Origin of the sequence: Photobacterium sp. GJ3, assembly GCF_018199995.1 — a bacterium.
GTDB lineage: Bacteria > Pseudomonadota > Gammaproteobacteria > Enterobacterales > Vibrionaceae > Photobacterium.
On sequence record NZ_CP073578.1, the window covers coordinates 392,160 to 414,887 of the forward strand.

Consider the following 22,728-nt stretch of genomic DNA (forward strand, 5'->3'; position numbering starts at 1 on the left):
GATTATTTGCCTCCCTTACGCAGGCGCGGATCCAGTGCCACAATCAGCAGATCGGCCATGAAGTTAAAGAACAGCATAAACATCGTCATGATGAGTAACTGACCCTGCAGTACCTGATAATCCCGGGCATGAATGGCATTGAGCATCACGGTACCCAAGCCCGGATAGTTAAAGATGATTTCAACGATTAACTGTCCGCCAATCGCCATCCCCAGAGCCATCGACAGCGCGGTGACGCTGGGCAGCATGGCATTCCGGGCAGCGTAGTTGAAGACCACCCGGTTTTCGTTCAGCCCTTTGCCTTTGGCCATGGTGATGTAGTCTTCATTGAGCAGGTTGATCATGTTATTCCGCATGCTGATCAGGAAGCCCCCGATCTGAATCGCAGTGGCACACAGCAGCGGCAGTGCAGCGTGGTAAAGCACATCCTGATAAAACGCCAGACTGGTCCAGTCCGGTAAAGTGCCTGGCGTGTAGGCGTAGCTGGTCGGGAACCATTTCAGGCCCATGCCAAAGGTGAAGAGCACCAGCATGGCGATCACCACCGGAGGCACGGCCTGGATGACGAGCATGCCCGGTGACACGAAGGCATCATATTTGCTGCCGCGTTTCCAGGCGGCGAAGATACCCAGCACGGAGCCGATGCAGAAGGCCATAATCACCGCCGACCCCGCCAGAAACAGGGACCAGCCAACCGCGCCACCGAGAATATCGTTCACGGTCTGCGGGTAGAATTTGATCGAGATCCCCAGATCCCAATTCAGAATACTTTTGATGTAGGTGAAATATTGTTCGTACCATGTCTGCGCTTCGTCGAAGCCCAGCAGTTTTTTCATGGCTTCAATCCGTTCTGCGGTGACCTGGACTGAGGCATTGGCGAACATCATAGTCACCGGGTCGCCGGGCATGGCCCGGGGAATAGCAAAGTTCAATGTGGCTGCAAAGAGCAGAGCAACCAGATAGAACGATAAACGACGAAGAAAAAATCCCATAACTCTCACCTTTCCCAACCAGTGACTTACGACGCTGGGCTGAACTCAAAACGTAAAACCCCCTGACGCTGTGCGCCATACGTGTCATCGTACGGGGGAAGAGGCGGTGCACAGGGCGTGCACCGCAAATAAAGTTGTAATTATGATTTAGGTTTCAGGTCAAGCACTTGCAACAGACGCTCTGGTACACCAGCCCAGACCATTGGACGGCCGTTCGGGTGCTTCTCGTTCCACCAGCCCGTGAATCGGGTTGAGTTGTACTGGAACATGTCTGCACCAGACAGCACTGGAACGGTAATCTGGTTCTCAGCAATGATCTTCTGAATTTTGTGAGCCATCGCCATCTGCTCTTTCTTGTCGGCTGTTTTATAGAAGCCGTCCAGCAGTTGGTCCAGTTCAGCATTCTTGAAGAAATGCATCGAGAAACGTGGGTTCCCTTCGCCTTGCAAACGGGAGTTGAAGCCACTGTTCCAGTACAGGTGCGGATCTGCACCGTGGAAGTAGTTGGTATAGGCAACGTCGTACGAACCTTTCAGCATCGCTTCATTGTAAACCGCGAAGTCAGGTGTCCGTGCGTTGGCTTTGATACCGACATCCTGGAGCTGCTCAACAGCCAACTGAACCGTATTGTTGAAATCAGTCCAGCCGTTTGGCGATTGTACATCCAGCTCAATTTTCTTACCGCTGGGTGATTCAACGAAACCATCGCCGTCGAGGTCTTTAAAGCCTGCTTTTTTCAGCAGCGCTTTGGCACCATCAACGTTGTAGGTGTTGTATTGCTTATACTGGTTATAAACCGCATTGTCAGACCAAGGCTTGAATGCGTCACCCAGACCGGAAGCATAGTGGTTGGGTGTACCGTTGCCATAGAAGGCAATGTCAATAATGGTTTGACGGTCAATCGCCATGGAGAACGCACGACGGAACTCAATGTTGTTGATGGCTTCGTTGTTGCCTGCTTTCGGCGACTTGAAGTTCAGCATGAACGCCTGGGTGCCTGCTGCCGGATACCAGTATTTGTGATTCGGATTTGCCGCCGCATAGGTGCTGTCGATATCTGGAATGAACGAAGACGTCCAGTCCAGTTCAGAGGCGATCACTTTGCTCAGCAACTGGTCGTTGTTTGCGATCTGTGGCATGCGGATACAATCGATATCCAGGTTGGCGTTATCCCAGTAATGCGGGTTACGACACTGGATGTACAGCTGCGGGGTGAAGGTGTCGATTTCAGTGAACGGACCTGTACCGACAGGGTTTTCATTGGCGAAGGTTTCAGGCTCTTTCACCTTGCTCCAGATGTGCTCAGGCACGATGCTGACGAACGACATCTCATAAGGCACATTGGAGTTCGCTTCTGTCAGGTCGAAGGTAATTTTGTCGCCGTCAACTTTGACATTTTTCACCCACTTGATGATGCCACGCTGGTCCAATGCAGGATGCTTGCGCAGCATGTCATAGGTGAATGCCACGTCTTTGGCAGTAAACGGGGTGCCGTCAGACCATTTCACACCGTCACGAATCACATAAGTGACCTGCATCAGGTCATCAGACATGTAAAAGTCTTTTGCCAGACGCATCACGGGATCATTGCCGTGCATTTGGTTGAAAACAGCCAATTGCTCGTAAACGAAGTCGGTGGTGGTACGAAGGTTGGTTTGCAGATAAGGGTTGAAGTTACGTACCAGGGTCGGATAGAAATCCGGCACAATGGTCAGTTCACTGCGCTCTGCACTCATGGCTGGTGCAGTCATTGCCGCGGCTGCAACAGCCAGAGCGGTCAGAGTTACCTTTGTTTTCTTTATGTTGGCAAGCATAGCTGTTCCTTACTCTTTGCTTTGTAGGGTTTCCGTTTCACTTAGGTCTCCTGCCTTCAATGGCGGAGCTGCTTATCCACTCTGTCGCGGCTGAGTAAAGCGACCGCAATTCAGATGGCCTGTGGACACTCAGTGCCTTAAGGAAACGATTTCAGACGATATTCGTCAATTCCATCGCTCGTTAAAAACGTCAAAACTATCCTACGTGCTGTTAAAACCGTAAAAATCGGGATGGATTTTACCTGTTGGCGACGGATGTTTCACGTCGAAATGGGGGTGGGATTGAATCTCATGTGAGTGCCTACTACTCCTTTGTGTCAGTTTTATGAAGGGCTTAAAATTCGTTGGTTTTGCATCGGAATATTGGGAACAACCGCGGAGTGCTTATTTTCAAACGGAAATTTTTTGTGAATATTTTGTTGTGATTGGCTTCTCATATCATGAATTTTATCACTACAGAAGGGGGCTCAGGGGACATATGGCGTATTTTTGGCCGCTGTGCAGTGCAATTTTTACTGCTGAAACAAGAGAAAAAGCGGCTTATTTTTTATCGGGAGAATTAAGTTTTCCGACAGATTTCAGACCATGGTACGGGCTTGAAATACAGGGAAAGCGGAGGGGTTTCGGTTTGGGGGAGCGTGGAAGGCAGGTCGTCTAATTGCCGGGTGTGCGAGGGGCATGTGGCTCAGAAACTCGGCTCTTGACGTCCCCTGAGCTTGACCTGTCGTAAGAGATGCGTCTCTCGGATTCAGCCTTGAACCATCCGTTGAATCCGGTTTCGCATCTCAGTCATTTGCTCGCGCTCAGGGCTGGCTTTCGGACAACGGGCCAGCACAAAATCCAGTGTACTGATCACTGTGCGCCAGCGGGGCGTTTTCGGCAACGTCTCGACATGCAGGTATTTGTCCAGCGTTCGGGTTTGCAGCGTACTGCGGTCCAGATAAACACGCCATAAACCGCTCTCTTCGGCCAGATCAAACTTGGTTTTCCCGGTTTGCGATTCCCAGACATGCAGGCTGGCTTTCATCACCTCGACCAGCAGCTCACGGAGCTGATCGGCTTTATCCGGCTGGCCGTGGTCCAGCCGATCGGCCAGTTGACTGAATTCATCCCCCAGTGCCCGCAGTTGTTGCAGGCTGTGCTTGTCACCATCTGCCGCAAAACCGGACAAGACATCCACGGCATTTTCCAGCAGCGCGATGCGCTCTTCGGAGCTCGGTCCCTGACTGTCAAAGAGGAACATCTGGCTGAGTCCGGAAGCCTCCGGTAACTGAATCAGATCCGTCGCCAGTGTCAGATTCTCATCCTGGATTCGGTAGGTTAGCTCGCCACTGTAATGCCGGTTCTGCTCAATATGATCGGGGAGCTGAGTCAACAGGATGTCCTGAATCGACAAGCGCTCCAGTTGTTCCGGGGAACGCAGAAACAGCTGTCCGGCAGCATGGTTGGCGTAGCGGATCCGTCCGTCATTGCGGACGCACAAAATGGCTTCGCTGGTGGTTTCAAGCAGGCCCAGCAGGCGGGTTTGCGTGTCGAGTAAAGCGGCCTGTACGGCTTCCCGGTGCTGAATTTCCTGTTGCAGTGTGACATTTTCCTGCCGTTGTCGTTCCGCCTGAGCGGCCTGTAAATGTGCCCGGATCCGGGCGGTCAGTTCATCTTTGTGGAACGGCTTGCTCAGATAGTCGTTGGCACCATACTCAAAGCCTTTCACCCGGTCCTGCACCTGACCCAGTGCCGACAGCATGATGACCGGCAGTTCAATCAGAGAAAAACGGGTGCGCAGCTGCTGACAGACTTCATAGCCACTCATGCCGGGCATCATGACATCCAGCAGGATCAGATCCGGCTGATGGGTGTCCAGAAGTTGCAGGGCCTGAGGGCCGTTTTCTGCAGTGATCACCCTGAATCCGGACATCCGCAGGAAGCTGGTCACCACCTGAAGATTGACCGGCTCATCATCGACCACCAGCAGCAGTTCACCATCGGCCTGTTCAGGTAAATCTCCGGATTCAATGACATGGGGTTCCTGGCGCGGCGCCTGAAAATGGGTTTGAACCCTGCATTGTTTGCTGCGGGCAATTTCGTCTGCTGTGGCCAGAGGTAACGTAAAGCTGAAGGTGGTGCCGATCATCGGCTGGCTGCTGACATACAAACTGCCGCCCATCAGCTCAATCAGCTGGCGTGTGATCGACAGTCCCAGCCCCGCACCCTGGCGGTAGTTCGGCGCTCCGATGTTGGCCTGCACCAGCGGTTCAAAAATATGCTCAAGCTGCTCTGACGGAATGCCTTGTCCGGTATCCACGACTTGAATCCGGACCTGATTTTCCAGAATGGTGGCAGACAGGATGATTTTGCCTTCTGTGGTGTACTTGATGGCATTGCCAACCAGATTATAGAGAATTTGTTCCAGCCGCTGTTCATCCGCCAGAACCAACGGCAGATCCGGCTGAATCTGGTTGATGATCCGGACCGGCTTGTTATCCAGTAAATGGGAAGACAGCTCCAGAACGAGGCGGTTGGCAGCCGCCAGATCGACAGCATGGGGCTGAATATCCAGATCGCCGTAACGCATTTTATGGTAATCGAGCAGGTCATCGACCAGCCGGGTCAGGCGCTGGCCGCTGCTGATCATCATCTCCAACTGACGGGCTTGTCCGGACTGGACTGGACCATTGGCCCCCGCCATCAGTGCTTCAGCAATGCCCACCATGCCATGCAGCGGCGTCCGCAACTCATGGGAGGTGGTCGCCAGAAATTCATCTTTGAGCTTATCAGCGGTTTGCAGTTCGTCATTCTGCTGCTGAATCACCGCCAGATTTTGCTCCAACTCTTTATTCTGTTCACGGATCAGGGTGATTTTTTCCCGGATCGAACGCTGCATCCGGGCAAAGCTGATCGCCAGACGGCCAATTTCATCCCGGCGATCGGTCGAGGTGATTTTCTGATCCAGATCACCTGCTGAAACCTGCTCCGCAGCCCAGGTCAGCCGCAGCAGCGGCGCAGTAATATAGTTCGACAGCCAGTGGGCTGTCAGGGTCACGCCGATGACGGCAGCCAGAATGGCGAGGAGAAAAAATTCCTCCAGCTTATGAATTCTGGAGAACGCTTCCTGCTCTGGTAACTCGACGGCCAGTGCCCATTGATGGCCAAGGACATCAATGGGAGCATAAGCACTGAGTACCGGAATGTTCTGGTAATTGTGCAGGCTGCCCACACCCGCCTGTCCGGCCAGTGCCGCATCAATGCTTTTGCTGGACAGTTGCTGAGGGAGGTCATTTTCTTTTGGTAAGCGCAGGCTGTGATCCGGACCAACTAGCAATGTCTGGACGGACTGGCTGCCTTCCCGGCTGTTGATCATCACCGAGGCAAGGGCTTGGTTGTTCAGCTGGAAAAAAGCATAACTGTGCAGGTAACCGTGCTGGATGATGGGCGCAGCAAACCAGGCCGTTGCGCTACCGTCAGCATGCTCTGCAGTGAAGTCGGTAAAGGCGACGGGTAACGGCTCGGATTCACGTTCACCGGTTTGCTGGCGCGCATGTTGGGATTGCCGGACCCGATATTGATTCGTCAGGCTCTGGATGCTGAGGAAGGTCTCGTTCAGCGCCGGAAACTGTGCAGTCGCCTGAGACAGATTGGCCGCAAACAAATCTTGATTCTGCGAGGTATAAACGACATTCCCATCCAGATCGACCAGCAAGATATCCAGAAAATCGGAACGTTTCAGATACTCTTCATAGGCCCAGTGATAGCGCTTGTAGATCAGCCGGTAGCGTTCCTGAACGATATAGTCTGACGAGGTATTGTCAACGGTATTTGTCAAGGGTTTGGTCGTCAGCATCTGGCTGTAATAATCGCCCCGGCTCGCTCCTTTACTGAGTCGGTTAATGTCCCCTAGCTGGCGGAAGGCGCCGACCAGTCCGTAGAAGCGCCCGCCACTGGCATTGGCCAGTTCAGAACTGACAAAGCTTTGTATTTCAGATTCTTTTGAGGCAAAAAACGCGCTGAGTTGCTGACTTTTGTTATCCCGAAGCGAAGCCAGATGGTTGGTACTTTGTTCTGCAAGATCCCGGGTGTGGGAGTGGAGGAAAAACAGGGATGATAACGTCAGAGGGATCAGGCTGAGCATGAGAAAAGCCAGCATAAGGGTATGCTGAAGACGTTTAAACCGTGTGGTTTTCTGCATGTCTGACGGACCTAATAACCTGAAGATGACAAGACGGTCTGAGATGCAATCTGTTTTGACGATTCTCACGTCACCTGTACGACTGCCATGTGTGCGCAGTCGCAGGAAATTGCATCAGAATCCCCGGTTATACTGAGTTTTTTTTCACAATCAAGGAAGTCTTGAATGAAGCGTGTGCCAAGACACAATTTTGACGATCTTGACGGGGTGTGGGCTGAAAATGGCGGGATGAACCCCCTGCATGCAGTCAGTACAGCAGGGGATTCGGGTTATTTTTTCGCGTGATAAATTGAGAACTTATTGTTCTTCGCACGAATATCAACGTTGCCTAATGTACGTTCCAGTAACGGCGGATATTGCAGGAAGTTATTCGCGACGATCACCAGTTCTCCCTGAGAAGTCAGGTGAGCAGGCGATTGTTCGATAAACTGCTCTGTTGCGGCGTAGAAGGTCTTCAGCCCAGCATGGAAGGGCGGGTTACTGATCAGGAAGTCGTATTGATCCGGCAGCGCAGCGTAGACATCCGTTGCCACGAAGTGACCTTCCAGATGATTTTCACGGAAAGTTTCCCGGGCCGATGCAATGGCCAGTGCACTGACATCAGCCAGATCAATTTGGATGTCCGGATATCGCGTTTTCAGCACGGCGCCAATCACGCCCGCACCACAGCCGAAATCCAGCACGCGGCCGGTCAGATCCGGCAGGTTGTCGATCAGCAGTCGTGATCCCTGATCGAATTCGCCATGGCTGAATACACCCGGCAGTGACCGGATCGTCAGCGTATGTTCTCCGACGGTCAGCGGATAACTGCGGAACCAGTCATTCAGATTGAAGGCCGGGGCAGTTTCCTGACACCGTCCCCAGTAGAAGCTACAGCGGCGGGCAGAATCGTATTTATTGAGCGGCCCATAGGGGGTAAACATTTTTTCGGCGCTGCGCACACCACTGCGGTTTTCACCCACAATGCAGATTTCAGTGTCCTTACCACAGAGTGACATCAGCATGGCCATCAGGTAGTTGGCTTCTGCTTTGGCTTTCGGCCAGTACAGCAGTACCATGTCGATATCTTTGACATCATCCGCTGACAGTTCAGCGCCAAAGTGACTGCTGATTGAATCAAAGCGGTTCAGTGCCAGATGCTGACCATAATGGGTGGTGAAGACTTGAACCTGTGCAGCAACCTTGGCTAATTCGACGGGATACAGATCGTCCAGTTCACCGGCGACCAGGACATGGCGATCGATGAAAAAGTCGGATTGGCGTGCAACGACCTGACTGGCCGCGCTGAAAGTTGCAGCATTGGAAGACATGATTGCCCCTGTGGGTGATTCTGATTTCGGGCGCGAATTGTTCCACAAAAGCGCCCGGATGGAAAGTGAGCCGATTATTCAGCGTCCTGCTTTTCCAGGAAATCTTTAAACTCCACTTCATAAAGTTTAAACAACACCAGCGTGACCGAAAAGATGATCGGTCCGTAGATCAGACCAATCAGGCCAAACAGGTGCAGACCGCCCAGAATCGAGAAAAAGATCAGCAAGGTGTTCATCCCGGAATTGCCTTGCATCAGGAGCGGACGGACAAAGTTATCAATGGAACCAACCACAATGATGCCCCAGGCGATGAGAAAGACTGCCCATTCCCACTGATCGACCAGCAACAGATAGATGGAGGCTGGCAGCCAGATCAATGCGGTGCCAAAAACCGGAATAAAGGAGGCGAACGCCATCATGGAACCCCAGAACAAGCCCGGGAATCCGGCCAGCCACATGGCAAATCCTCCCGCGATGCCTTGTGCCAGAGCCGTCAGAAACGATCCCATCACAGCCGATTTTGCCACTTTTTCGACTTCATCCAGCAAGGCATCTTCCTGACTGCGGGACAACGGCACCACATGGCGCAAGGTGGTGACGATTTTGTCATGGTCACGGAGCAGGAAGAAGAGCACGAACAGCATCAGCATGAAACTGAGGATAAAGTTGGTTGCATCCCCAAGCAGCTTCGCACTGATGTTGAGGAGCTGTGACCCCAGTTTCGACGCAGCTGACGCCAGTTTCTGAACGATCGACTGAATGTCCAGACTCTCAAATGGAGACCATTTATTGATGGTCTGTAATGCGGTTTGTGCATAAGGGTGCGAGAGAATTTCTTTCGGACCCCTTCGGTCAGCCAGGCGTAACTGTCTTTTGAAAAGGTTGAACCTTGCTGCACGATCGATGCAAAGACAATCAGCACCGGGATCACAATGATAAAGGTCAGAATGATACAGGAAAGCATCGCGGAGCGGTTCGGGCGGCCCAGCTTGCCCTCGATTTTCGCATGTAGCGGATAAAACAGCAGCGAGATGATAAAGGCCATCACGATCGGGCCGAGGTAGGGCTCAATCAGCCGGTAACTGGCGTAAGCCGCCAGTACAAGGGCAGCAACGAGCATCCAGTGTCGAGATTGGGGTTGAAAATTATTCACATGAAGGTCTTCCGTTCACCAAGGCAGGGGCAAATATCATTACACCGAGCCAAAGCTACCGCAAGGTCACTGTTCTTTCAAAGTTACTGATTGATTGAGGTTTTAGCGATACATCTCACTATTTTATCAAAATTGAAGCATGCACTGAGCTGATTGAGGGAATAAATGAGGCTTTACCCGGTTAATTCATTTTGGAGGCAATTTTTAGCACGGCTGTTGACTCGTTGTGCAGGGTACCGGTGAAAAAGGAAAATGGAATGAAAATAAAAGTAATTGCAGGTTTGTCGTGTTTGATGGCATTGAGTGTTCAAGCGGAAGAGTTCTCTCCGTTTGTCGATAAGAAAGGAGAGATTTCGTTACCGGATGATTTTCGCAATACGATGTCACATTTAGGCTCATGGTATGTCCCTCAAGGCGATGCCAGTGGATTCCATGATGTTTACATGCCTGCCGATCAGGTGGCTCAGTATCGTGAAAGCGGTCAGTTTCCGGATGGTGCCGTGATTGTGAAAGAGTTACGCCATTCTGCCAGTGGTGCGTACACCACAGGGGCTGGTGTTTCGCATGCAACGGAAATGGTGAAGCAGACGTTTGTCATGATTAAAGACAGTCAGGGCCGCTTTAGCGATTCCGGTAACTGGGGCGAAGGCTGGGGCTGGGCCTTATTTAAAGTGGGGCAGAAGAAAAACGCTTCCATGAATTACAAAACGGACTGCTTAGGTTGCCATATTCCAGCAAAGCAGCATGATTACGTTTATACGGAAGGTTATCCGACATTACATGCCAAGTAGTCTTTCGGGATGTTTTGACTGAACGACAGAACCAAGCCAGACACTGAATAGCGTCTGGCTTGTTTTTGGATTACTTCGCTTCTTCAGCCAGCGTCGCAAAGGCGTACTCAGCCGCTTCAAGCGTTGCGTGAATTTCTTTCTCGCCGTGTGCCAGTGAGGTAAAGCAGGCTTCATAGGCGGACGGTGCAAGATAAACACCTTTTTCAAGCATCAGATTGAAGAAGCGCTTAAAGCGTTCCACATCGCAGCGGGCGACGTCCTGATAGTTGTGCACCTCGGCCTGATCGGTAAAGAAGAAGCCGAACATGGCACCCACCTGATTGGTCACCAGCGGAATGCTGTATTTGTCAGCCAGAGCCTGGAAGCCTTCAGCCAGACGCTGTGTGGCCTGCGCCAGACGTTTTTCGTTGCCTTCCTGGGTCAGCACCGACAGACAAGCGTAACCTGCAGCTATGGCAACCGGGTTGCCAGACAGCGTTCCCGCCTGATACACCGGACCGGTTGGAGCGATATAGGCCATGACTTCACGACGACCGCCAAATGCACCGACCGGCATACCGCCCCGATGATTTTACCCAGTGTGGTCAGATCCGGTTTCACATCGTAGTAAGCCTGCGCACCGCCGTGAGCGACACGGAAGCCGGTCATCACTTCGTCCAGAATCAGCAATGCGCCGAATTCGTCACAAATGTCGCGCAGTCCCTGCAGGAAGCCCGGGACTGGCGGAATGCAGTTCATGTTGCCCGCAACAGGTTCAACGATGATACAGGCGATCTGCTCCGGGTTTTCTGCAAAGGCAGCCCGTACGGAGTCCAGATCGTTAAAGGTGCAGGTCAGGGTATGTTTGGCGAAATCTGCCGGCACGCCCGGAGAGCTTGGCTGGCCCAGCGTTAGTGCACCTGAGCCGGCTTTCACCAGCAGACAGTCTGCGTGACCGTGGTAGCAGCCTTCGAATTTGATGATTTTGTCACGGCCGGTAAACCCACGCGCCAGACGAATCGCACTCATGGTTGCTTCTGTGCCTGAGCTGACCATACGGACCATCTCCATGGACGGCACCAGATGGGAAACCAGCTCAGCCATGGTGATTTCCATCTCCGTCGGGGCGCCAAAGCTCAGCCCCTGACGTGCAGCATCAATCACGGCATCACGAATTGCGACATGATTGTGGCCAAGGATCATCGGGCCCCATGAGCCGACGTAGTCGATATACGCTTTGCCGTCGGCGTCAAAAATGTAGGCACCGTCGGCACGATCGATAAATAGCGGATCACCGCCCACGCCAGCGAATGCGCGGACCGGAGAGTTCACACCGCCAGGAATGGTTTGTTGTGCTTTGGCAAATAGTTCAGCCGATTTGCTCATGATGATTTCCTGTAATCCTTGGTGAAGAAGGCGCTATTGTACGGAAATGCGTTTGGGTTGGCGAGCGTACATTTCTCGCGGCGATACAGACAAAAAGCGGTCAATCATGGTCAATACTTGAACGCAGCACTCAGGTATTAGATAATCGTGACAAAAGGTCAGATGGCCGAAGAATTTTAAATTGAGAGGTTGCTCATGAGCGATGCCAGTTTCCCGCTGAACTTTTCTGACGTTGCAGCGAACAAGGTAAAAACGCTGATAGCGGAAGAGGAAAACCCTAATCTGAAGCTGCGCGTGTACATCACGGGTGGCGGATGCAGTGGCTTCCAGTACGGTTTTACCTTTGACGAGAAAGTCAACGAAGGTGATATGACGATTGAGAACAGTGGTGTGACCCTGGTGGTTGACCCGATGAGCCTGCAGTATCTGATGGGGGGAACCGTCGATTATACCGAAGGTCTGGAAGGTTCCCGTTTCTTTGTCAATAACCCGAATGCCACCACCACGTGTGGCTGTGGCGCATCTTTCAGTGTGTAATACCAATCGCAGTCAACCACGGGTCATCCTAGCTGGTTCAAATGCTCGATAACTGCGTTAGATTTTTTGATTGTAGAATCACTACATATCTAAAAATCTGCCTTGTTCTCGAACATTTTTCCTGCGCTAGTTCTGATCACTGACTGACTTTGATTGGTATCACTGTTCGGGAAAACCGGATGACAAAAAAGCCGTCACTTTTCAGTGGCGGCTTTTTTTATCCTTTATCCTTTAACCTTGTGCCGGGAACAGGCTGGCGTTGGTATTCGCTGCCAGCAGATGCCTGAACTGTGTCAACTGGCCAAGACGTTCGTTGGCTTGCTGGATAAAGGCGGCTTTAGCCTTGCCACTCAGCGAGTCGGCCTGAGGAAGCGACACAGTTCTCGGGTTCTTATGAACCCCGTTAACCAGAAACTCATAGTGCAGGTGCGCCCCCGTAACCCGGCCGCTGCTGCCCAGCTTACCTATTGTTTGTCCCTGTTTCACCCGCTGACCGGTTTTCACCAGTCGCTTGCTCAAATGCAGGTATTTGGTGATGTAGGTCGAGCTGTGGCGGATAAAGACATAGTTGCCGTTAAATTGGTTGTAGCCGGATTTCATGACGATGCCATCACCGGCTGCCCAAATCGGGGTGCCTACCGGTGCCACATAATCTGTGCCCCGATGTGCTTTGACCTGCCCGGTGACCGGATGCAGGCGGCGCGGGTTGAAGTTGGAGCTCACATAACGGAAGTTCACCGGTGACCGCAAGAAGGCTTTCTGCATTGCCCGGCCTTCCGGATCATAATATTTGCCATCTTTACTGTTGCGAATCGCCGTAAAGGTTTGTCCCAGGTTGGTGAAGGTCGCGGCCAGAATGTTGCCGCGGCCAATGGGTTCGCCTTCCACGTAACGCTCTTCAAACAACACGGAGAAGGTATCGCCTTCGCGAATGTCCAGCGCAAAGTCAATGTCCCAGCCAAAGATGCCGGCGATTTCCATGATTTGGTTTCCGGTCAACCCGGCATCGGATGCTGCATTCCAGAAACTGGAGGTAATGACGGCCTGTGCAAAATTCAGTTGGGTATCGACGGATTTGACTTCTTTACGGGAATGAAAGGTTTCGCCCTTGCGGGTGATGAACAGGGTTTCGGTTGCATTCATCGGCTGGATTAACTGAACCAGATCTTTATTTTCATCCAGTCCGAAACGGAGTTTATCGCCGGGGCGCAGGGTGATCAGCGATTTGGTGCCTTCATCGGCATTAATCAGCCGATAGAGCGTGGCCGGGCTGAGGCCGACTTTGTCGAAGACCAGGGCCAGACTTTCACCAGGCTCAATGACATGTTCCGTCCAGGCCAGTGGTGGCGGCAGTAAAGGAGGCGTTACCCCGCTGGCCTGAAGTTGCGGGCCGTCTATGCTCAGTTCAAGCGGATAGGACTTGCCGATTTGGAACTTTCGCTCGGGCTGCGCCATTGCCTCGGGTTCCGGCAGCAGCATCAGAAGTACCGTCACTGCACTAATCAGGGTGATGAGAATCTGGTGCATCCGTGGCAACCGGGAAAATTTTGATATTAGCATGTGATGGTTTTGATGTTGTTTTTGCGAATCAGTGAAAAATAAGACAAGCCTAAGTCTAACTGGTTTCAAAAAACATCGCTATTCAAGTAAGATTGCCCTTTATCATATTTATGCCAATTTTGTGGGAGTGAACAAGAATGGCCAGCATTGAGCAAGCGTTAGCGGAAATTAAGCGCGGGGTCGACGAACTGATCCCGGAAGAAGAGTTGATTGCCAAACTGAAAGAAAACCGCCCTCTGCGTATTAAACTGGGCGCAGATCCAACGGCGCCGGACATTCATCTGGGCCACACGGTGATCCTGAACAAGCTGCGCACGTTCCAGGAACTGGGCCATGAAGTGACTTTCCTGATTGGTGACTTTACCGGCATGGTGGGTGACCCGACCGGTAAAAACACCACGCGTCCGCCGCTGACCCGTGAAGATGTGCTGCGCAATGCTGAAACCTATAAAGAGCAGGTATTCAAAATCCTGGATCCGGCTAAAACAAAAATTGAGTTCAACTCCTCCTGGCTGTCGGAACTGGGTGCTGAAGGCATGATCCGTCTGGCCGCCAGTCAAACCGTTGCCCGGATGCTGGAACGTGACGATTTCAAAAAGCGCTATAACGAAGGCCGTCCAATCGCCATTCATGAATTCATGTACCCGCTGCTGCAAGGCTACGATTCTGTGGCAATGAAAACAGACGTTGAGCTGGGCGGTACGGATCAGAAGTTCAACCTGCTGATGGGCCGTGAGCTGCAAAAAGCGGAAGGTCAGAAGCCGCAGGTTGTGCTGACGATGCCACTGCTGGTGGGTCTGGACGGCGTGAAGAAGATGTCCAAGTCGGCCCACAACTATATCGGCATTACAGAAGCGCCGACCGAAATGTTCGGCAAGATCATGTCGATTTCTGATGATCTGATGTGGAACTACTACGAACTGCTGTCTTTCCGTTCGCTGGAAGCGATTGAGCAACTGAAGCAGGAAATTGCTGATGGCCGGAACCCGCGTGATGTAAAAATTCTGCTGGCAAAAGAAATCATTGCCCGTTTCCACTCTGAGGCGGACGCTGATGCAGCCGAGCAGGATTTCATCAACCGATTCCAGAAAGGCGCGATGCCGGATGAAATGCCTGAATTCGAATTTGAAGCGGGTGTGGCGATTGCCAACCTGCTGAAAGATGCGGATCTGGTGAATTCAACGTCTGATGCACTGCGGATGATCCGTCAGGGCGCCGTGAAAATCGACGGTGAAAAAGTAGATGACACCAAGCTGGAATTGTCTGCAGGCACTGCGGTATACCAGGTCGGCAAGCGGAAGTTTGCTCGGATCACCCTGAAGTAAGTTCAGGATGTTTAAGGGAAAGGCGCCGAATGGCGCCTTTTTTGTCTCGGTCAGGCAAGCGCTGTTGCAGGTGTGTTTTCCACCGCAACCTGAGATTGAAGCAAGCCAGCCACCCGCTGGCCGAGATGCGCCGCTGTTTTGAGATCGGCTTCACTGAGTTCACCGTTTGGTGTGTGGCCGCTTGCGCCGAGCTGGCGACCCATCGGATTGATTCGTTTATCATCATAGCCGTAAGGCATGTCCATCCCAACCCACAGCATCCCGTGCTGCATCGCGAGAATCATGAGGTAATTCAGGGTACTGTCCTGTTCGCCCCCTGACTGCCACCGACAGTAAAACCGGCGGCCAGTTTATTGCGCCAACCCTGTCCGCTCCAGCTGTCGCTGCTGGCATCTGCAAACGCTTTAAACTGGGCGGCAGGGCCACCCATATAAGTCGGCGTGCCAAAGATAATGGCGTCTGCCTGTTGCAGGCTGGCAAACAGAGCCGGATCGTTAAAGCGACCCTGCTGAATGGCGTCCCCGGAAATCCGGTAGCTGATCACCTGGATGTCGGCTTGCGTTTGGGCTCCCCGGGTGATGGCTTCAGCCATCTGGTGGGTTGCACCAGTGCCGGAATAGTAAATCAAAGCAATAGTTTTCATGCGGTGTTCCTTTATTGTTCTTCGTGTGAGGCCTGTTTCATCTGAATCGCGGCCAGATACTCATTGAATGAAAAAGTCTGATACAGGCGGCTGCAACTGTAGGTCAGCTTGATCGTGTGGTCGTCTGACAGCGAGGTCACGGTGTCAAACCAGCGTTCCCACTCAGGTTGGATATCTGCCACAGGTTCTGTCGGGAGAGGCGTCATGGTTTCCGCTGAACAGAAAGCGGCGACATAAGCCTGCCAGTAACAGGCCAGTGCCTGCCTGCGATCTGCGATATAGGGCATGAGCTGCAACAAAGCATCAAAGCCGGTGACCCCGTGCAGCAGAGTAAAGTCCCCGCTTGCCAGGTAGGCACGAATGATCAACCGGGCCATCTCGGTTTCATTCAGGGTTTCCGGCACTGCCGCCAGCGACTGATAGTCCGGATGTGCGATGACTTCGCCAATGCGCTCGGTGATGATCCACGGCTGTATCTGGACATCACGGAAACACTGATACGCTGCGGTCAGCTGTTCATCGGGCCGATAACGGTCTGTGAAGGTTAACTGTCCTAACGACTGGTATTCACTGGCCCAGTAAGCCAGCGCGATAGCAATTTCATCGTCATTGTCTGCTTCCAGCGCGTAACTGAGGCGAATCAAGGCGTGAAAGGCGCTGGCGGCAAGTCCGGGCAGTAAGATCGGCAACCATTCCCGCAGGACAGTATTCACATCTTGAAGGGCGATTTGTTGACGAAACTGCTGGAGAAAGGCCGGGAAACTGTCGCGATCCGCCAGTGCTGGCGTTGCGTGCCGGGGTGGGATCGTTTGACGGATCGGCCGTAAGTTCGGCGCATAGGCCTGATAAAAATGGTCCAGCTGGTGTGGACTGGCACCGCAGCGTGCCAATGCGATGAGTGCCATGGGTAAATGATTCGACAGGTCCGGTCCGTAAATGGGATCGAACTCTAACCCTTGCTCAATCAGCGTCAGGCATTCGGCGTGAATGGGAGAATACATATTCAGAGCTCCTTCCGTGTCGGTTTACCGGGAATAATCATTGCGCTGCGAAGGTGCGTCACTCAGGTACTGCGTGAACTCCCACTCGATCCCATCCCGATCATAAAAGTAAATCCGCGTGCGCCAGGGATGGCTGGTCTCCAAATCATTTTCCCGGTATCCGGCACGAAGTAACCGGTCGCGCACCTGTGCCACATCGTCAACGACCAGACCAATATGGTTGATCCCCAGATCCCGGTAGGGGGTGCGATCAATCGCATCGCGTTCAACCACCTCCTGCAGCGCCAGATAAGTTTCATCTGTGCCGATATGGCACCAACGGTACATTGGCTGCTGTCCCTGATGGCGGACGGTAAATTCCGGGATCGCGGTCTGCAGAAATTGGATCGTGTTTTCCAGATGACGGACGGTGAGGTTGGCATGTTCAACGTAGGGTTTCATGGTGCCTCCTGGCTTGTGTGATGCACTTGTTAGTAAAGTATTTTGTTTACATATTAGTATGAAACCTGATTAAGTAAAGTTTTTTGTTTATTTAATGGCGTCGTGACTTTCTCATCTGTTTGATTGGGTATAGCATGGAATCCGCTTACAGAATCTTTGGAGAATGGCATGGATCATCTGTTACAGGACTTGGCGCCACTGATGCAGGAATACGGCTATGCAGTGCTGGCGCTGGCCATCGCGGTTGAAGGGCTGGGGATTCCAGCCCCCGGTCAGTCTTTGTTGATTGTCGCCAGCTACTTATCAGTGAGTGGCACGTTTTCACTGCCCTCTGTCTTACTGGTGGCTGGCTCGGCCAGCTGGCTGGGGAATACGGCCGGTTACCTGGTGGGATCGAAATTTTCTCATGTTGTAGAACAACGGGGATGGCTCAAACCCGCTTCAGTCAAGAAGGTGCACCGCTTTATCGACAAGTACGGCGTCATGGGGTTGATTCTCAGCCGGTTTCTTGAAGGGCTGAAGCAATTGATGTGTCTGGGATGTGGCATGGCGCAAATGCCGAAGCATCACTTTCTGGTCGGCAATACACTGGCGGTCGGGATTTGGCTGTTGGTGTTTGGGATGGGACCTGCGTATTTTCATGATGAAATCGGGCAGATTGGCTTATTTTACCAGCGGCATCAGCATGGATTCTGGGCTGTAGCCGTTTTTGCAGGACTGGCGCTGTGCTGGTGGCTGGTGCGCAGACGCCGTCCTGCGAATTAAATCAGGTAGATGAAGAGTTTCGCAGTGAGAAGGTCGGCAGAGACAAGTGCCAGCGAATCGCTGCCAGACGGATCGACAAGGTGGTCGCGATACCGCCCAGGCTCGCAACCGCAGTGTCCAGCCCGAAGTGCAGACCCAGCGTGTGGACAATGCCCCCAGAATACAGGCCGTGGCATAGACTTCAGTCCGCAGGACCATCGGGACTTCACGGGCCAGCACGTCCCGGATCACCCCGCCGCCACAACCGGTGATCACGCCCATAATGACGGCCACCATCGGGGAAGCGCCAAAACGCAGGGCTTTTTCCACCCCAATAGCGACAAAGACCGCCAGACCAATGGCATCGGCAACCGGCAGGAAGTACCAGGGCATTTTTCGTGGATTCTGAATCGCCAGCATGGCCAGCAGACAGGTGCCGAAAATCACCCAGAGATAGGTGGTATCCGTGATCCAGAACACGGGCGTTGCCCCCAGCGCCATATCGCGGATTGTGCCGCCGCCAATGGCTGTCACACAGGCCAGCACCACGACCCCAAACGGGTCCATTCTCAACCGGCCCGCCAGTAAAATGCCGGAAATGGCAAATACAGCGGTGCCAAACATATCAAGCGTGTAAATCAGCATAGGGTTCCTGCATACAGCCAGTCATCACTGACCGCGATATCTGGCTGAACTGATCACGGTCAAAAGCGGCTGAGATTGTACGGTGAAATGTAAGACTGACAACAGATTGCGCTGGCTTTGTGAACTCTTTCACACCCTATTTGCTTGTCTGTTTGCGCACTTCATCGAGTTGCTTACAGATAATTTCCGCAGCTTTTAATGCGCGGGGCGTCGGGCGATTGAGCCAGTCAGCCTGAACCTGATAGAGATGTTGATGTTTCACTGCCGGCAATTGTTCCTGCCAGGGTTGCCACAAATTGAACACGCTCTGATCCGGACCGCCGTGGCCGAAGGTGGCAAAAAGCGCCTGCGGCTGACGTATCAGCACCTGTTCTCTGGAAATCTGAGGATAAGCCACCGGGCTGTCGGCAAAAATATTCTGCCCGCCGCAAAGGCTGAACACCTGACTGGGCCAGCTGTCCCCCGACATTGACATCAGTGGCGAGTGGCCGAGCTGATAGAAAAAACGGACGGGTGATTTCTGCCCGTATGCAGCGGCCAGTCTGGATTGGGTCTGGCGAAAATCTGCCGCAGCTTTGCGGGCCACAACAGGATCGTCGGCAAACTGACCCAGTGCGTCCAGACTGTCTGCAATGGCATCCAGGCTGGTGGGATGAGAGTAAAAAATCTCAATCCCGAGCTGTGTCAGTTTTGCCATTTCACGGGGAGGATTCCCGCCTTGCCAAGCCAGAATCAGATCCGGCTTCAGCGCCAGAATACGCTCAAGCTTGATCCCCCGGTGATTGGCGACCCGTTCCAGCGCCAGAGCAGCAGGCGGATAATCACTGTAATCACTGGCGGCCACCAGTTTGTCGCCCAGTCCGGCAGCATAGGCCAGCTCCGTGGTATGCGGTGCCAGGCTGATGATACGTTGCGGTTTGGCTGAGGTTGCTTGTGCCAGTGTTGAAGCCAGACACAGGAGCAGCAGCAGAGCACGGACAGGTTTCACAGCAGGCTCCCCATCAGAAACATGAACAGACTCTGCATCATGACCCAGCTCCAAAGACGTTGCTGAAGCAGCCGATCGATTTGCGACAGATGTAATGCAGCCGGGGCAATCCGGCCACCCAGCCGCGGGCGCTCCATTTTACTGCTGTCATAGACTGCCGGCCCCCCAAGGCTAAGTGAAGTTTGTGCCCGGTCGCAGTCAGCAGCCAGCCCGGTCCGGGCAGTTGCCAGTTTTCCCCTTGCTCTCGGATGCCGCGAAAGGCCTCCCGGCTGTTCTGTCCCAGGCTGATCACCACAGCGAGTAAGCGCAGCGGGATAATATCCAGCGTCGCCAGAATCCGGATGGCAGGCAATCCAAAATATTGGAACTGGCTGCGGCTGGGCGACCAGCAGCGGGCCAGACTCACGGCAAGCCGATACAAAATAGCGCCGAATCCACCGGCAATGGCATACCAGAACAGCACGCCGGCCACCTGTCGTCCGTAACTGAGCAACTGGGTTTCCGCGCAGGCTTTGCCCAGTCCCAGCAGGGATAAGTTGTCGGTTTTCCGGTTGAGGGCCAGCGCAAGCAAGTCGCGGCAGCTTTGCTTATCCTCCCGGCTGTACGCCTGAATAAACTGGTGGCTGAAGGTCCGGCTTTCTTTCCAGCCCAGCGCCAGCCAGAGCAGCACCAGGTGAAACAGGCTGTCGAACCAGACCAGTTGATAAAACGCAACCAGCAACACCAGCACGGTCAGCCACATCAGCGACCAGGCCAGCAGGCCGGAGAGGATTCGCTGCCTTGGCGTATCGGTGTCCTGATTGACGCGCAGGGCGATCTGAATCGCCAGTTGCTGCCAGGTGTGCAGGGGATGAAAACTGGCCGGGACAGGCAGCAGCCAGTGTAATGCCAGCGCTCCCCACATGGCGAGCAGGGTCGGATGTTGATTGAGGAGCGCAAGCAAGTCGTTCATTACGCGTTCAGCAGTGCTGCCATTTTTACCACCATGGCTGAAGAGCTTTTCGCAGCCAGCGGCAGGAATTCTTCGAAACTCATTGGGGATTCTTTATCAGCGACATCGGAAATGGCACGGACGACCACGAATGGCACATTGAACTGATGGCAGGCCTGCGCGATGGCGGCAGCTTCCATTTCAACAGCAACCACTTGCGGGAAGTGAGTGCGAATGCGTTCCTGTTGCGCAGCGCTGCAAACAAATGCATCGCCGGTGCAAATCAGGCCGCGTACGGCGTGTGTGGACTCATCGAGCTGAGCCAGCGCCTGTTCAGCGGTTTGCATGAGTTTTTCGTCAGACAGAAAAGCCGCAGGCTGTTGTGCCATCTGGCCGATTTCATAGCCGAATGCGGTCACATCGGCATCGTGATAACGCACTTCGGTTGAGATCACGACATCACCGACGTTCAGGCTGCTGTCGAAACCACCGGCAGAACCTGTGTTCAGCACGACATCCGGCTCAAAGATTTCCAGCAGCACTGCAGTCCCGACAGCCGCTGCCACTTTACCAATGCCAGATTGCAGCAGGACAACGTCCGCACCGTTCAGGGTGCCGGTATAAAAAGTACAGCCGCCTTTTTTCAGTGTTTCACAGTGGTCCAGCTGATCTTTCAGGATGGCAACTTCCTGCTCCATTGCGCCGATAATGCCGATTTTCATTGATGTGATCTCTCGTTAAATTAAACCGCACTGTGGCGGCGAATGGGGGAGATTGTAGCAATGCCTGCCAGCAGAGAAAAGGCGACAGAGATGGAGAATCCCTGAAGGACAAAAATAAAAAAGCGAGCGGAAGACCGCTCGCTCGACTCGATGATGGACAGCCTTACAGGCCGAGGAAATCGAGGATCCCGTCTGCAGCACGGCGACCTTCATCAATGGCTGTGACGACCAGATCCGAACCGCGCACCGCATCACCACCGGCAAAAATCTTGGCGTTGGTGGTCTGGAAGGCGTGGCTGCCGCTGGTTTTGATCCGGCCCCACTGATCCAGTGCGACGTCGAAGCTTTCCAGCCATGGCATGGCATGTGGCTGGAAACCAAAGGCCATGATCACCGCATCCGCTTCCAGCACATGTTCACTGCCTGCAACTGGTTCAGGGCGGCGACGTCCGGCTTCATCCGGTTCGCCCAGTGCAGTTTTGACGACTTTCACGCCCGTGACCTGACCGTTGCTGTTCACTTCAATGCCCAGCGGTTGCAGGTTGAACATGAAGTTCACGCCTTCCTCGCGGGCATTTTTCACCTCACGGCGTGAACCTGGCATGTTGGCTTCATCGCGGCGATAGGCACAAATGACATTGCTGGCTCCCTGACGGACGGAGGTCCGGACACAGTCCATGGCGGTATCCCCGCCCCCCAGCACGACGACGCGCTGACCGGCCATATCGATATATTCCGGTGCGTTCTGGTCCAGATTCATCACCCGGTAGGTGTTGGAAATCAGGAACGGCAGGGCATCGTAAACGCCTGTCGCATCTTCGTTTTCCAGTCCGGCACGCATGTATTTGTAGGTGCCGACCCCCAGGAATACGGCATCGTATTCATCAATCAGATCCTGCAACTGAACATCGGTGCCGACTTCGGTATTGAGGCGGAAATCAACACCCATCTCCGTGAACACACGGCGGCGGTTGATCATGACCTCTTTTTCCAGTTTGAACGACGGAATACCAAAGGTCAGCAGGCCGCCGATTTCCGGGTAGCGATCAAAGACGACAGGTTTGACGCCATTTCGGACCAGAATATCGGCGCAGGACAGTCCGGCAGGACCCGCGCCGATGATGGCGACTTTTTTGTCGGTCCACTCAACGCCGGACATATCCGGTTTCCAGCCCATTTCGAAGGCTTTGTCTGTGATGTACTTTTCGACATTCCCGATGGTGACAGCACCAAAGTCGTCATTCAGAGTACAGGACCCTTCGCACAGACGGTCCTGAGGACACACCCGGCCACAGACTTCCGGCAGGGTGTTGGTCTGATGCGACAATTCAACCGCTTCCAGAATCCGGCCTTCATTGGCCAGTTTCAGCCACTGCGGAATGTAGTTGTGTACCGGGCACTTCCATTCACAGTATGGGTTACCACAGTCAAGACAGCGGTCAGACTGAGCGCTGGCCTGCTGCTGCGTGAAAGGTTCGTAAATCTCGACGAATTCGATTTTACGGACTTCAATCGGCTTCTTTGGCGGATCAACACGCTCAACATCGATGAATTGGTAAATGTTCTGACTCATTGGATTCCCT

The 22,728-nt window shown here is 53.3% G+C and carries 15 protein-coding genes and 5 pseudogenes; 5 read left to right on the forward strand and 15 right to left on the reverse strand.

The window, feature by feature from the left end; genetic code table 11:
• Positions 1-2: 2 nt before the first annotated feature.
• Positions 3-992: an ABC transporter permease gene (locus tag KDD30_RS01865; protein ID WP_211647131.1), complete on the reverse strand. Its 990-nt coding sequence runs from the start codon at positions 990-992 to the stop codon at positions 3-5.
• Positions 993-1,132: 140 nt separating this feature from the next.
• Complete coding sequence (locus KDD30_RS01870; RefSeq protein WP_211647132.1) at positions 1,133-2,806, reverse strand: ABC transporter substrate-binding protein; 1,674 nt, start codon at positions 2,804-2,806, stop codon at positions 1,133-1,135.
• A 325-nt stretch (positions 2,807-3,131) separates the two neighbouring features.
• On the opposite strand from KDD30_RS01870, the gene KDD30_RS01875 reads away from it, so the two are divergent.
• Complete coding sequence (locus KDD30_RS01875; protein WP_211647133.1) at positions 3,132-3,464, forward strand: hypothetical protein; 333 nt, start codon at positions 3,132-3,134, stop codon at positions 3,462-3,464.
• A gap of 90 nt (positions 3,465-3,554) precedes the next feature.
• Here KDD30_RS01875 and KDD30_RS01880 read toward each other — a convergent pair whose 3' ends face one another.
• The 3 genes and pseudogenes from KDD30_RS01880 to KDD30_RS01890 all read right to left on the reverse strand — a co-directional run bounded on the left by KDD30_RS01880 (position 3,555) and on the right by KDD30_RS01890 (position 9,419).
• The gene (locus KDD30_RS01880) at positions 3,555-6,989 is read right to left on the reverse strand and encodes a response regulator (protein WP_211647134.1); all 3,435 of its coding nucleotides are present in this window, start codon (positions 6,987-6,989) and stop codon (positions 3,555-3,557) included.
• A 269-nt stretch (positions 6,990-7,258) separates the two neighbouring features.
• Positions 7,259-8,299: a 16S rRNA (guanine(1207)-N(2))-methyltransferase RsmC gene (rsmC, locus tag KDD30_RS01885; RefSeq protein ID WP_211647135.1), complete on the reverse strand. Its 1,041-nt coding sequence runs from the start codon at positions 8,297-8,299 to the stop codon at positions 7,259-7,261.
• Between the two features lie 74 nt (positions 8,300-8,373).
• Positions 8,374-9,419, reverse strand: a pseudogene (locus KDD30_RS01890) (AI-2E family transporter).
• Positions 9,420-9,709: 290 nt separating this feature from the next.
• On the opposite strand from KDD30_RS01890, the gene KDD30_RS01895 reads away from it, so the two are divergent.
• Positions 9,710-10,243 (forward strand): cytochrome P460 family protein, encoded by a 534-nt coding sequence (locus KDD30_RS01895; RefSeq protein ID WP_211647136.1) that lies wholly within the window; start codon positions 9,710-9,712, stop codon positions 10,241-10,243.
• Between the two features lie 70 nt (positions 10,244-10,313).
• On the opposite strand, the pseudogene hemL reads toward KDD30_RS01895, so the two are convergent.
• Positions 10,314-11,608, reverse strand: a pseudogene (gene hemL / locus KDD30_RS01900) (glutamate-1-semialdehyde 2,1-aminomutase).
• Between the two features lie 195 nt (positions 11,609-11,803).
• On the opposite strand from hemL, the gene erpA reads away from it, so the two are divergent.
• The gene (erpA, locus tag KDD30_RS01905) at positions 11,804-12,145 is read left to right on the forward strand and encodes an iron-sulfur cluster insertion protein ErpA (RefSeq protein ID WP_211647137.1); all 342 of its coding nucleotides are present in this window, start codon (positions 11,804-11,806) and stop codon (positions 12,143-12,145) included.
• A gap of 231 nt (positions 12,146-12,376) precedes the next feature.
• On the opposite strand, the gene KDD30_RS01910 is transcribed toward erpA, so the two are convergent.
• Positions 12,377-13,705, reverse strand: coding sequence for a peptidoglycan DD-metalloendopeptidase family protein (locus tag KDD30_RS01910; RefSeq protein WP_211647138.1), 1,329 nt, complete (start codon positions 13,703-13,705; stop codon positions 12,377-12,379).
• A 137-nt stretch (positions 13,706-13,842) separates the two neighbouring features.
• Between KDD30_RS01910 and tyrS the strand changes: the two genes are divergently transcribed.
• Positions 13,843-15,030, forward strand: coding sequence for a tyrosine--tRNA ligase (gene tyrS, locus KDD30_RS01915; RefSeq protein ID WP_211647139.1), 1,188 nt, complete (start codon positions 13,843-13,845; stop codon positions 15,028-15,030).
• 50 nt (positions 15,031-15,080) lie between these two features.
• Here the strand turns inward: tyrS and KDD30_RS01920 are convergent.
• The 3 genes and pseudogenes from KDD30_RS01920 to KDD30_RS01930 form a co-directional block, all read right to left on the reverse strand.
• Positions 15,081-15,673, reverse strand: a pseudogene (locus KDD30_RS01920) (flavodoxin family protein).
• 11 nt (positions 15,674-15,684) lie between these two features.
• Positions 15,685-16,674 (reverse strand): questin oxidase family protein, encoded by a 990-nt coding sequence (locus tag KDD30_RS01925; protein WP_211647140.1) that lies wholly within the window; start codon positions 16,672-16,674, stop codon positions 15,685-15,687.
• 24 nt (positions 16,675-16,698) lie between these two features.
• Entirely contained in the window at positions 16,699-17,115 is a 417-nt protein-coding gene (locus tag KDD30_RS01930; protein WP_211647141.1) for a VOC family protein, read from the reverse strand.
• Positions 17,116-17,283: 168 nt separating this feature from the next.
• Between KDD30_RS01930 and KDD30_RS01935 the strand changes: the two genes are divergently transcribed.
• A complete protein-coding gene (locus KDD30_RS01935) occupies positions 17,284-17,880 on the forward strand; it encodes a DedA family protein (protein ID WP_211647142.1) in 597 nt (198 codons plus the stop codon).
• 1 nt (position 17,881) lies between these two features.
• Here KDD30_RS01935 and KDD30_RS01940 read toward each other — a convergent pair.
• From KDD30_RS01940 to KDD30_RS01960, 5 genes and pseudogenes are all read right to left on the reverse strand, one after another.
• Positions 17,882-18,504: pseudogene (locus KDD30_RS01940) on the reverse strand (TRIC cation channel family protein).
• 136 nt (positions 18,505-18,640) lie between these two features.
• Entirely contained in the window at positions 18,641-19,492 is an 852-nt protein-coding gene (btuF, locus tag KDD30_RS01945) for a vitamin B12 ABC transporter substrate-binding protein BtuF (RefSeq protein WP_249199174.1), read from the reverse strand.
• Positions 19,489-20,444 (reverse strand): annotated as a pseudogene (locus KDD30_RS01950) (cobalamin biosynthesis family protein). Before KDD30_RS01950 ends, btuF begins: the two are co-directional and overlap by 4 nt.
• The gene (gene mtnN / locus KDD30_RS01955) at positions 20,444-21,145 is read right to left on the reverse strand and encodes a 5'-methylthioadenosine/S-adenosylhomocysteine nucleosidase (RefSeq protein ID WP_211647143.1); all 702 of its coding nucleotides are present in this window, start codon (positions 21,143-21,145) and stop codon (positions 20,444-20,446) included. The pseudogene KDD30_RS01950 and the gene mtnN overlap by 1 nt, the downstream one beginning before the upstream one ends.
• 163 nt (positions 21,146-21,308) lie before the next feature.
• Positions 21,309-22,718: an FAD-dependent oxidoreductase gene (locus KDD30_RS01960; protein WP_211647144.1), complete on the reverse strand. Its 1,410-nt coding sequence runs from the start codon at positions 22,716-22,718 to the stop codon at positions 21,309-21,311.
• Between the last annotated feature and the right edge of the window lie 10 nt (positions 22,719-22,728).

Coding starts and splice junctions, on each gene's coding strand:
- erpA (WP_211647137.1), top strand. CDS start 11,804: ATGAGCGATGCCAGTTTCCCGCTGAACTTTTCTGACGTTGCAGCGAAC.
- mtnN (WP_211647143.1), bottom strand. CDS start 21,145: ATGAAAATCGGCATTATCGGCGCAATGGAGCAGGAAGTTGCCATCCTG.
- KDD30_RS01880 (WP_211647134.1), bottom strand. CDS start 6,989: ATGCAGAAAACCACACGGTTTAAACGTCTTCAGCATACCCTTATGCTG.
- rsmC (WP_211647135.1), bottom strand. CDS start 8,299: ATGTCTTCCAATGCTGCAACTTTCAGCGCGGCCAGTCAGGTCGTTGCA.
- KDD30_RS01925 (WP_211647140.1), bottom strand. CDS start 16,674: ATGTATTCTCCCATTCACGCCGAATGCCTGACGCTGATTGAGCAAGGG.
- KDD30_RS01960 (WP_211647144.1), bottom strand. CDS start 22,718: ATGAGTCAGAACATTTACCAATTCATCGATGTTGAGCGTGTTGATCCG.
- KDD30_RS01870 (WP_211647132.1), bottom strand. CDS start 2,806: ATGCTTGCCAACATAAAGAAAACAAAGGTAACTCTGACCGCTCTGGCT.
- KDD30_RS01875 (WP_211647133.1), top strand. CDS start 3,132: ATGAAGGGCTTAAAATTCGTTGGTTTTGCATCGGAATATTGGGAACAA.
- tyrS (WP_211647139.1), top strand. CDS start 13,843: ATGGCCAGCATTGAGCAAGCGTTAGCGGAAATTAAGCGCGGGGTCGAC.
- KDD30_RS01935 (WP_211647142.1), top strand. CDS start 17,284: ATGGATCATCTGTTACAGGACTTGGCGCCACTGATGCAGGAATACGGC.
- KDD30_RS01930 (WP_211647141.1), bottom strand. CDS start 17,115: ATGAAACCCTACGTTGAACATGCCAACCTCACCGTCCGTCATCTGGAA.
- KDD30_RS01895 (WP_211647136.1), top strand. CDS start 9,710: ATGAAAATAAAAGTAATTGCAGGTTTGTCGTGTTTGATGGCATTGAGT.
- KDD30_RS01865 (WP_211647131.1), bottom strand. CDS start 992: ATGGGATTTTTTCTTCGTCGTTTATCGTTCTATCTGGTTGCTCTGCTC.
- KDD30_RS01910 (WP_211647138.1), bottom strand. CDS start 13,705: ATGCTAATATCAAAATTTTCCCGGTTGCCACGGATGCACCAGATTCTC.